The sequence below is a fragment of the Kitasatospora nipponensis genome (assembly GCF_039528135.1).
Taxonomy (GTDB): Bacteria; Actinomycetota; Actinomycetes; order Streptomycetales; family Streptomycetaceae; genus Kitasatospora; species Kitasatospora nipponensis.
Window position 1 is genome coordinate 1 of the sequence record NZ_BAAALF010000228.1, and the last position, 9,858, is coordinate 9,858.

The window sequence follows — 9,858 nt, forward strand, 5'->3', positions numbered from 1 at the left end:
GCGCAGGCCGCAACTGCCGCTGCCGCCGGTGCCGGTGCCGGTGCCGGTGTCACCCGTCGTCCCGGTGGCCGTCCCCGCGCCCGTCCCGACCGGTGTGCCGTTGGGGCGCATCGGCCCCCCGATGACCGGTCCACCGATCCGCGGCGAGGCACTGCCCGCCCCGGTCGGGCCGGCCGTTGGGCTCGCGGCGCCGCTGGCCAGCGGGCCGCCACCACCGCCGGGGCCCGGACCGCCGCTCGCACCGCTCCCCGGGCTCGCCGTCGCCCCGCCCGTGGACCCGGTGCCGCCGGGACTCGCGCCGCCGCCGGGCGATCCGCACGACCCGGCCGGCACCCAGGCGAAGGCGAGCCGGTAGGCACCGTCGGGCGCCAGCAGGAGGCGGGCGGGCGCCGTGGCGGGATCCGGCAGCCCGGGCGCGGCGTCGCCGACCTGGTGGGCGAGCACCCGGATCGCGCCGCCACCGCCGCCGTCGACCGCCGCCGTCACGGTGCCCGGGTCGGTCAGCACGCAGGCGTGCCCGGAGATGTCGGCCACCGTGAACGCGCCGTAGTGCCGGCCCGAGCCGTCGGGCGGGCCCAGCGTCACGGTGGAGTGGCCGAGGTCGCCCGCGGCGCAGGCGGGGGTCGCCGGGACCGTGCCGCCGGCGCTGTCGGCACTCGCCGTCACACCCCCGCCCTCGGAGCCCGGGCCGGTCGGTCCGCCGGTCGGCGCACCGACGGCCACGGCGGACGGCGGGCCGGCGCCGGGCGAGAGGTCGCCGCTCCCGGACGGCACCGGCAGCGGCACCACCGGATGCCCGCCGCGCCGGTGCGGCGGCGGGCTCGGGGTGATCGCCCCGGTGGCGGCGTGGCTGGAGCCCTCGCCCGGCATCGAGCCGTCGGAGAGCTGCAGCGCGCCCAGTCCGTGCAGGGTCGGCACGGCCGCCATGGCGGCCAGCGCGATCAGCACCGCACCGGTCCAGGTGTGCCGGTAGCGGGCCCGGCGGACGGGGATGGCGCGGCGGATCCGCGGCAGCGCGTCCGGCGCGGGCTGCACGCCCGCCACCGCGCGCTGCAGCAGCGCCCGCAACTCCCGCTCCTGGTCCCGGTCCCGCTCCTGGTCCTGCCGGCGCTCCTGGTCCTGGTCCTGCCGCCGTACCGGACGTTCCGCCTCGCGCCCCGCAGGGTCCCCCGCCACGCGGCCGAACTGATCCTCAGTCATGGCTGCTCTCCATCAGCACCCGCAGCGCCGCCAGTCCGCGCGAGCCGTACGCCTTCACCGCCCCCACCGAGACCCCCAGCACCTCGGCCACCTGTGCCTCCGTCATATCGGCGTAGTAGCGCAGCACCAGGACCTCGCGCTGCCGCCTTTGCAAACCTTGCAAAGCTGCCTTCAGCTGGTCGCGTTCGAGAGCATCGTAGGCGCCCTCCTCTGCACTGGCCATGTCAGGCATGGGCTTGGGCAGCAGCCGCAGCCCCAGGATGCGCCGGCGCAGCGTGCTCCGGGAGAGGTTGACCACGGTCTGCCGCAGGTAGGCGAGGGTCTTCTCCGGTTCCCGGACCCGCCGGCGGGCCGCGTGCACCCGGATGAAGGCCTCCTGCACCACGTCCTCGCAGGAGGCCTGGTCGTCCAGCAGCAGCGCGGCCAGCCGGAGCAGCGAGGGGTAGTGCTCCTGGTAGGTCGCGGTGAGCAGGTCGACGCTGGCTCCCGCCGTCTCGGTCGCGGCCGCGGTCATCTCCGGCTCAACCGGCTTCCACCCGGCCCCCGGCGACGTCCGCCCCGCCCCCTGCGGGGACCGCCCGGCGCTCTGCGGAGCCCGTCGGGTGCCCTGCGGAGTGCGCCCCACCCCGGACTGCCGCCCTGCCGCCCCCACCACTACCAGGTCTGTCACGACCGTTGGACACGTGATCCCCCCTCAGGGTTGCCCGCCTGGCCGACATTCTTCCGCACGCACGACAGCCCCCTCCACCTGGAAGGGGGCTGTGGTGAGGATCTGTCAGGACGTGGCGGGCCACCGGGCGGTGCGGATCCGTCAGACGGTGAGTTCCGCCGCCACCAGCTCGGCGATCTGCGCGGTGTTCAGCGCGGCACCCTTGCGCAGGTTGTCGCCGCAGACGAAGAGGTCCAGCGCGTTGGGGTCGTCGATCGAGCGGCGCACCCGGCCGACCCAGGTCGGGTCGGTGCCGACCACGTCGTTGGGCGTCGGGAACTCGCCCGCCCCGGGGTCGTCGTACAGCACCACACCGGGCGCCTCGGCGAGGATCTGCTGCGCCCGCTCCTGGGTGACCTCGCGCTCGAAGACCGCGTGCACGGCCAGCGAGTGCGTGGTGACCACCGGGATCCGCACGCAGGTCGCCGAGACCCGCAGGTTCGGCAGCCCGAGGATCTTGCGGCTCTCGCCGCGGACCTTGAGCTCCTCGGAGGACCAGCCGTCGTCCTTGAGCGAGCCGGCCCACGGCACCGCGTTCAGCACCAGCGGCGCCGCGAACGGGCCGTTGTCGCCGATCACCGCGCGCAGGTCGCCGGTCTGTTCGCCGACCGTCGTGCCGGCGACCTTGAGGGTCTGCTCGCGCAGCGCGTCGATGCCGCTCTGCCCGGCGCCGGAGGCCGCCTGGTACGAGGCGACCACCAACTCCTGCAGCCCGAACTCGGAGTGCAGTGCCCCCAGCGCGACGATCATCGAGAGCGTCGTGCAGTTGGGGTTGGCGATGATCCCGCGCGGACGGATCCGCACGGCCGCCGCGTTGACCTCGGGGACGACCAGCGGCACGTCCTCGTCCATCCGGAACGCCCCGGAGTTGTCCACCACGACTGCGCCCTTGGCCGCGGCGATCGGCGCCCACTGGGCCGCCACCTCGTCGGGCACGTCGAACATCGCGATGTCGATGCCCTCGAAGGCCTCCTCGCTCAGCGCGACGACCTCCACCTGCCGCCCGCGCACGCTCAGGAGGCGGCCGGCCGAGCGCGCGGAGGCGATCAGCCGGACCTCGCCCCAGACGTCCTGGCGGGCGGAGAGGATGCCCAGCATGACGGTGCCGACCGCTCCGGTGGCACCCACCACGGCGAGGTTGGGCTTGCGGGGCTCGTCGCCGCGCGCCGCGACCCCGAGCCCGTTCACCGCCTCGCCGCCGGTCATCGGCCGGTCCCGCCGTAGACGACGGCCTCGTCGGTGTCGCTGTCGAGTCCGAACGCGCTGTGCACGGCGCGCACCGCCTCGTTGACGTCGTCGGCGCGGGTGACCACCGAGATCCGGATCTCCGAGGTGGAGATCAGCTCGATGTTGACGCCGGCCTCCGAGAGCGCCTCGAAGAAGGTCGCGGTCACCCCCGGGTTGGAGCGCATGCCGGCGCCGACCAGGGAGATCTTGCCGATCGCGTCGTCGTAGCGCAGCGACTCGTAGCCGATGCCCTCCTTGACCCGGCCGAGCGCGTCGATGGCCTTCTGGCCCTCGGCCTTCGGCAGGGTGAAGGAGATGTCGGTCAGACCGGTGGACGCGGCGGAGACGTTCTGCACCACCATGTCGATGTTGACCTCGGCATCCGCGATGGCACGGAAGATCCGGGCCGCCTCGCCGGGCTTGTCGGGGACGCCGACGACCGTGACCTTGGCCTCGGACGTGTCGTGGGCGACTCCGGAGATGATGGCCTGCTCCATCTCGCCCCCTTCGGGCTGGATCGGGTTGCTGTTACTGACGATGGTCCCCGGCAGACCGGAGAACGACGATCGTACGTGGATCGGGATGTTGTAGCGCCGCGCGTACTCCACACAGCGGTCCAGCAGCACCTTCGACCCCGAGGACGCCAGCTCCAGCATGTCCTCGTAGCCGATCCAGTCGATCTTGCGGGCCTTCTTCACCACCCGCGGGTCGGCGGTGAAGACGCCGTCCACATCGGTGTAGATCTCGCAGACCTCGGCCTTGAGCGCGGCGGCCAGCGCGACCGCGGTGGTGTCGGAGCCGCCACGACCCAGGGTAGTGATGTCCTTGCTCACCTGGGAGACGCCCTGGAAGCCGGCCACGATCGCGATGTTGCCCTCGTCCAGGGCACTGCGGATCCGGCCCGGCGTGACGTCGATGATGCGCGCCTTGTTGTGGACCTGGTCGGTGATCACCCCGGCCTGGCTGCCGGTGAACGACTGGGCCTCGTGGCCCAGGGCTTTGATCGCCATCGCCAGCAGTGCCATGGAGATCCGCTCTCCAGCGGTCAGCAGCATGTCGAACTCACGGCCGGCAGGGATCGGCGAAACCTGCTCGGCGAGTTCGATGAGCTCGTCCGTCGTGTCGCCCATCGCGGACACCACGACGACGACCTCATGGCCGTCCTTCTTGGTGTCGACGATCCGGCGTGCCACGCGCTTGATGCCCTCGGCATCCGCAACGGATGAGCCGCCGTACTTCTGCACGACAAGGCCCACGTGCGCTCCTCGACTAAGTCGTCTTCGGGGGGTGGACCCGGCGCGGGTGGCGCCGTCCGGTCCCCCCAGACCCCCAGGGGAAGGGGGTACTGCGGTCGCGGGTCAGTCTACCGAGCAGGGGACCACCGTCAGCCGCATTCCATATGATGAGACTCACGTTTCACCTGGTGAACAGGGGATCGGTGGGTCGACAGGCGACTCTGCGGGGGGCGGGCGGGGGCTCGAAAGATTTCACGGAGGGGGGCGGCTTGCACCCCGGATTTGTCAGACAAGATTTTTTGAGAATTTCTCGGCTCCACCGCTCCTCGAGCCCCCTGCGACCCCTGCGGCGAGCCCCGCGGCCGGGTCCGAGGCCGTCACCGGGGCTGCGGCGGCGGCCGCCACGACGGTGCTGCGGCCGCCCGGCTCGGAGCGGACCGCCTCGGGCGGCAGCACCCGGCCCAGCCTCAGCAGCAGTGCCCCGCCCGCGAGCGCCGTGACCGCGACCAGCAGCCAGGGCAGCCGGGCGTCGGCCGCCAGCAGCACCGTGAAGAGGACCGGCGCGGCCGTCTTGGCCAGCGACCAGGACAGCTGGTACGTCGCCAGGTAGCGCCCGCGCAGCGCCCGCGGCGCGGCGCTGGTGGCCAGCGCGGAGGCCGTCGGGTTGTGCACCAGCTCACCCACGGTGGCGACCACCACCAGCGCGATCAGGGCCCCCATCACCAGCGGCAGCGCCTGCGGCCGCACCGTGCCGAGGACGGCCTGCCCCACCGCCGACAGGGCGAAGAGCGCGGCGCCGAGCGCCGCCGCCCTGGTCTGGCTGCCGATCCGCCGCACGAGGCGCGCCACCGGCACCCCGGCCAGCGCGCAGAGCGCCGTGTTCACCACGAAGGCGGCACCGGTGAGCGACTGCGGCGCCCCGAGCCGGCTCGCCGCGAAGACCGGCAGCAGCACCGAGAGCGCGCTGTAGCCGAGCGCGATCAGGAAGTTCGCGGCGGTCAGCCCGAGGTAGGGGCGGTCGGCGAACACCGTCCGATAGCCCGCCTTGGGCGCGCCCGGGGTGCCGACGGCACGCGCTCCGGCCCGGGCCCGGCCCCGGGCCCGGGTGCCGGCGCCGCCGGGGCTCGCCGGGGTCCGCTGGGCCAGCAGGGCCGCGACCACGAAGCTGGCCGCGTTCAGCCAGGCCGCCGCCGTGAAGCCGCGGTCGCCCAGCAGTCCGATGATCAGGGAGGCCAGCAGGGTGCCCGCCCCGAGGCCGGCGTTGGCCAGGCTGCGCGCGATCGCCTGCAACCGCTCGACGTCCGGGCCGGACGCCAGCTCGCCGATCCGGGCCTGCTGGGCGACCGGGAAGCCGCGGTCCCCGATCGCGGTGAGCAGCGCGACCAGCGCGAAGGTGACCGGCGCGCCGGCGAGCGGGTAGAGACCGAAGCCGAGCGCGCGCAGCAGGTAGAGCCCGAGCTGCAGCCGCCGCGCGCCGAACCGGTCCACCGCCGCGCCCACCAGCGGCAGCGTCGCCATCGCCAGCAGGCCGGTGACCGTCAGCACGGCGCCGATCAGGGACAGCGGCAGGCCCGTGACGTGCCGGAAGAAGACCAGGCTGAACGGGACGTACATGCCCGACCCCACCGAGTCGACCGCCATGCCGGCCAGCAGGGCCCGCTCGCCCGGCACCCGTGCCGTGGCGGCTCCGGCACGCCGGATCCTGCGCCGAGTCGAGAACACCGCTGCCTCCAAAGGCCCGTCCATCGTTAAGTGAGCTGCAAGTAACTTAGCAGTAAGCGACTTAGATGCAAGCTATTTTGTGGCAGACTGGTCCCATGGAGCAGGAGAACCAGCACACGCAGCAGGATCAGGGTCAGGAGCAGGGACGGGCCCGGGCCCAGGGGCAGACCCCGGGGCGGACCGGGGCGCAGCCGGACCCGACGCCGGAGCCCGACGCCGTGGACGCGATCGTCAGCCAGTGGCGGGCCGTGCGGCCCGAGCTGCAGACCGACGCCATGGCCGTGTTCGGCCGGATCTACCGCCTCGCCCGCGCGATGGGCGACCGGATCGAGAAGGTCTACCAGCGGTACGGCATCGGCCGCGGCGAGTTCGACGTGCTCGCGACCCTGCGCCGGGCCGCCGCCCCGCACGAGCTCTCACCCCGCGAGTTGACCGCCACCCTGATGCTGACCACCGGCGGCATGACCGGCCGGCTGGACAAGCTGGAACGGGCCGGGCTGGTGCTGCGCTCCCCCGACCCGACGGACCGCCGCGGCCTGCGGGTCACGCTCACCCCCAAGGGGCTGGAGCTGGTCGACCAGGCGGTCGGCGCCGGCCTGGCCGAGCAGCAGCGCGCGCTGGCAGCACTGAGCGGCGAGCAGGCGGAGCAGCTCGGTGAGCTGCTCCGGACCCTGCTCGCCGCCGTGTGAGGCACCGCTGGGTGACGCCGGGAACGCCTGGGTGGGCCGGCCGGATCGGCCGGCGGGTCAGCCGGTCAGCCGGTCAGCTCGGTCAGATCCCGAGCTCGGCGGCCATCAGGTCGCCGGCCTGCTGCTCCAACTGCTCGTCGGTCAAACCGTCGTCGTCCGTGTCCGCGCCGTCCGGCACCGCGCCGATCGGACTGTCCAGGCGGACGTGCGCGATCAGCGACTGCAGCGCGCGCAGCACCGCCGTGCAGGTCGAGCCCCAGGTCGAGAGGTACGAGAACTGCCACCACCAGAGCGCCTCGCTGACCCGGCCCTCGTCGTAGTGGGTCAGCCCGTGGCGCAGGTCGCTCACCACCCCCGCCAGGTCGTCCGAGATCCGGAAGGCGTTGGGCATCGACGGCGGACCGTACGGGTCGAAGACCTCGTGGTAGACGTCGATCGGCGCGAGCAGCTCGGCGAGGCACTCGCGCAGCTCGACGCCGTCCGGCTCCGGGCCGGCGTCCGGCTCGAAGCGGTCCTCCGGCAGCACGTCCTCGATCGCGCCGAGCCGGCCGCCGGCCAGCAGCAGCTGGGAGACCTCGAGCAGCAGCAGCGACACCGCGCTGCCCGGCTCGTCCCCCTTCGCGATCTCGGTCACCGCGAGCACGAAGCTCTTGACCGAATCCGCGATCTGCACCGCGAAGTCGTCGGGTTCCGCAAGGTGCGTCCCGGTGTGCACCGCCTGGTGCGCGCTCTTGTCAGACATCGAGCAGTCGTCTCCCTTCGAAGGCCCGGCCGAGGGTGACCTCGTCGGCGTACTCCAGATCCCCGCCGACCGGCAGCCCGCTCGCCAGTCGGGTCACCCTCAGGCCCATCGGCTTGCAGAGCCGGGCCAGATAGGTGGCGGTAGCCTCCCCCTCCAGATTGGGGTCTGTGGCCAGGATCAGCTCGCCGACCGTGCCGTCCGCCAGTCGCGCGAGCAGTTCGCGGATCCGCAGGTCGTCCGGGCCGACGCCCTCGATGGGGCTGATCGCGCCGCCGAGCACGTGGTAGCGGCCGCGGAACTCGCGGGTCCGCTCGATCGCCACCACGTCCTTGGACTCCTCGACCACGCAGATGACCGTCAGATCGCGCCGTGGGTCCAGACAGACCCGGCACCGCTCCGACTCGGCCACATTGCCGCAGACCGCACAGAAGCGGACCTTCTCCTTGACCTCCAGCAGCGCGTGCGCCAGCCGCCGCACGTCCACCGGGTCGGACTGCAGGATGTGGAAGGCGATCCGCTGCGCGCTCTTGGGCCCGACGCCGGGCAGCCTGCCCAACTCGTCGATCAGGTCCTGAACCACGCCCTCGTACACCGCTCTGCCTTCCCACTGCTCTGTCCGCCGGCACCGTCGTTCGGTGCCATCATCCAACGATCCGGGCGCCGGACACACCGTCCGGCGCCCGAATATCCCGCAAGGTTCGCAAACCCCCGGTCAGAACGGCAGTCCGGGGATGCCGCCGCCCATGCCGCCGAGCCCCTGGGTCAGCGGGCCCATCCGGTCCGCCTGCAACTTCTGCGCGGCGGCGTTGGCGTCACGCACGGCCGCCAGCACCAGGTCGGCCAGCGTCTCGGTGTCGTCCGGGTCCACGGCCGCCGGCGCGATGGTCAGCGCGAGCAGCTCACCGCTGCCGCTCACGGTGGCCTCGACCAGGCCACCGCCCGCCGAGCCGGTCAGCCGCGTCGCGGCCAGCTCCTGCTGCGCCTGGGCGAGGTCCTGCTGCATCTTCTGCGCCTGCTTGAGCAGCTGCTGCATGTTGGGCTGGCCACCACCAGGAAACACGACTCACTCCTGCCTTCGTTGCCTTCGTTGCGTTCGTTGCCTGCACCGCGTGCACTGCCCGCGCCGCACCGCCTGCCCGGGCGCCGCCGTGCGACGCGACGGCGAGCGTCACGTCGTACCGGCCACGCCGCCCGTCACGCTGTGTCATGCGGCAGCACACGTCCGCTCGAGCCTACGTCCTCGGGTCCGGGGCGCGGCTACCGCCCGGTGCCCAGGACCGCCCGCCCCGGCCCTTCGCTCAGTTACCGTGCTGGATCTCCTCCAGGACGGTCGCACCCAGCTCACGCATGATCAGTTCCTCGCCGGAGACGGTCGGCTCCGAGCGCCCGAGGTCGTCGCCCGACACGATCTCGTCGTCCGGCGACATCGGCATCGCCGGCGGCGCCGGAGCGGCGGAAGCCGGCGGCTGCTGCTGGTACCCACCCGGGCCGCCCTGGGCCTGAGCCGACGGCTGGACCGGCGACGGTGCCCGGGTCGGCACCCCGGCCCCCGGCCCCGCGCCCACGCCCGGTGCCGCCATCGCGGCACCGCCGCCCGCCGGGCCACCCGCCGACCCGTCCGGTGCCGGGGAGGTGAACGGCGCGGCGCCGCCGCCCGTCCCGCCGCCGCCGCCGAACCCGCCGACCGCCGTGGCCGTCGCCGCGGGAGCCGCCGGACGCGGGGCCTGCGGCGCCGCACCCCAGCCCCCACCGCCGCCGCCCGCGCCGCCGCCCGCCGCCGGCTGCGGCGCCTGCGTGCCACCACCGGAGGGATCGACGATGCAGTCGACCCGCCAGTCCACGTTGAGCGCGTCGGCCAGCGCCTGGCGGAGCACGTCGTCGCTGTTGCTGCTCACGAAGCTGTCGCGCGCGCCCGCGTTGATGAACGAGACCTGCAGCGTGCTGCCGTCGAAGCCGGCCACCTGACCGTTCTGGCTGAGCAGGATCCAGGTGAAGCGGCGACGGTTCTTCACCGCCTCCAGGATCTGCGGCCAGAGCTGGCGCACCTGCCCGGCGCCCTGCTGCGCCGCCACGGACGGCTGTCCGCCCGTGGGACGCCCGGCCGGCGCGGGAGCGGGTGCGGGAGCCACCGGTGCCGCCTGGGCCGGCTGCACCGGCTGCACCGGCTGGGCCGGTGCCTGCGGCACACCGGGGGGCGCGACCTGAGCCGCCGGCGGAGCGCCCTCACCCGGGGCGCCGAAGCTCCGCGGGATCGGCCACGCGCCCGGGGCCGGCCCCGCGGCGGGCGCGGGGGTGGGCGCGGGGGTGGGCGCGGCCGTCGCCCGCGCCGCGGAG

At 73.9% G+C, this 9,858-nt stretch carries 9 protein-coding genes and 1 pseudogene; 1 reads left to right on the forward strand and 9 read right to left on the reverse strand.

Annotated elements, in window-relative coordinates; genetic code table 11:
• The 5 genes from ABD323_RS35880 to ABD323_RS35900 all read right to left on the reverse strand — a co-directional run.
• On the reverse strand, window positions 1-1,200 hold a 1,200-nt coding region (locus tag ABD323_RS35880), incomplete at its 3' end, for an alpha-amylase family protein (protein WP_344446284.1).
• Window positions 1,193-1,714, reverse strand: coding sequence for a SigE family RNA polymerase sigma factor (locus ABD323_RS35885; protein WP_344446285.1), 522 nt, complete (start codon window positions 1,712-1,714; stop codon window positions 1,193-1,195). The genes ABD323_RS35880 and ABD323_RS35885, both read right to left, overlap by 8 nt.
• Before the next feature lie 297 nt (window positions 1,715-2,011).
• Window positions 2,012-3,115, reverse strand: a complete 1,104-nt coding sequence (locus ABD323_RS35890; protein ID WP_344446286.1) for an aspartate-semialdehyde dehydrogenase — start codon at window positions 3,113-3,115, stop codon at window positions 2,012-2,014.
• The gene (locus tag ABD323_RS35895) at window positions 3,112-4,392 is read right to left on the reverse strand and encodes an aspartate kinase (RefSeq protein WP_344446287.1); all 1,281 of its coding nucleotides are present in this window, start codon (window positions 4,390-4,392) and stop codon (window positions 3,112-3,114) included. Before ABD323_RS35895 ends, ABD323_RS35890 begins: the two co-directional genes overlap by 4 nt.
• A 264-nt stretch (window positions 4,393-4,656) precedes the next feature.
• Window positions 4,657-6,093, reverse strand: a complete 1,437-nt coding sequence (locus ABD323_RS35900) for an MFS transporter (RefSeq protein ID WP_344446288.1) — start codon at window positions 6,091-6,093, stop codon at window positions 4,657-4,659.
• Window positions 6,094-6,188: 95 nt separating this feature from the next.
• On the opposite strand from ABD323_RS35900, the gene ABD323_RS35905 reads away from it, so the two are divergent.
• Window positions 6,189-6,782 carry a MarR family winged helix-turn-helix transcriptional regulator gene (locus tag ABD323_RS35905; RefSeq protein ID WP_344446289.1) on the forward strand — a complete coding sequence of 198 codons (594 nt, stop codon included), beginning with the start codon at window positions 6,189-6,191 and terminating at the stop codon, window positions 6,780-6,782.
• A gap of 82 nt (window positions 6,783-6,864) precedes the next feature.
• Here the strand turns inward: ABD323_RS35905 and ABD323_RS35910 are convergent, their stop codons facing one another.
• The 4 genes and pseudogenes from ABD323_RS35910 to ABD323_RS35925 all read right to left on the reverse strand — a co-directional run.
• The gene (locus ABD323_RS35910; RefSeq protein WP_344446290.1) at window positions 6,865-7,524 is read right to left on the reverse strand and encodes a DUF5063 domain-containing protein; all 660 of its coding nucleotides are present in this window, start codon (window positions 7,522-7,524) and stop codon (window positions 6,865-6,867) included.
• A complete protein-coding gene (gene recR, locus ABD323_RS35915) occupies window positions 7,517-8,116 on the reverse strand; it encodes a recombination mediator RecR (protein ID WP_344446291.1) in 600 nt (199 codons plus the stop codon). The genes ABD323_RS35910 and recR overlap by 8 nt, the downstream gene beginning before the upstream one ends.
• 120 nt (window positions 8,117-8,236) lie before the next feature.
• On the reverse strand, window positions 8,237-8,584 hold the full coding sequence (locus tag ABD323_RS35920; RefSeq protein WP_344446292.1) for a YbaB/EbfC family nucleoid-associated protein: 348 nt from the start codon (window positions 8,582-8,584) through the stop codon (window positions 8,237-8,239).
• A 238-nt stretch (window positions 8,585-8,822) separates the two neighbouring features.
• Window positions 8,823-9,858 (reverse strand): annotated as a pseudogene (locus ABD323_RS35925) (DNA polymerase III subunit gamma and tau); the annotation flags it as partial.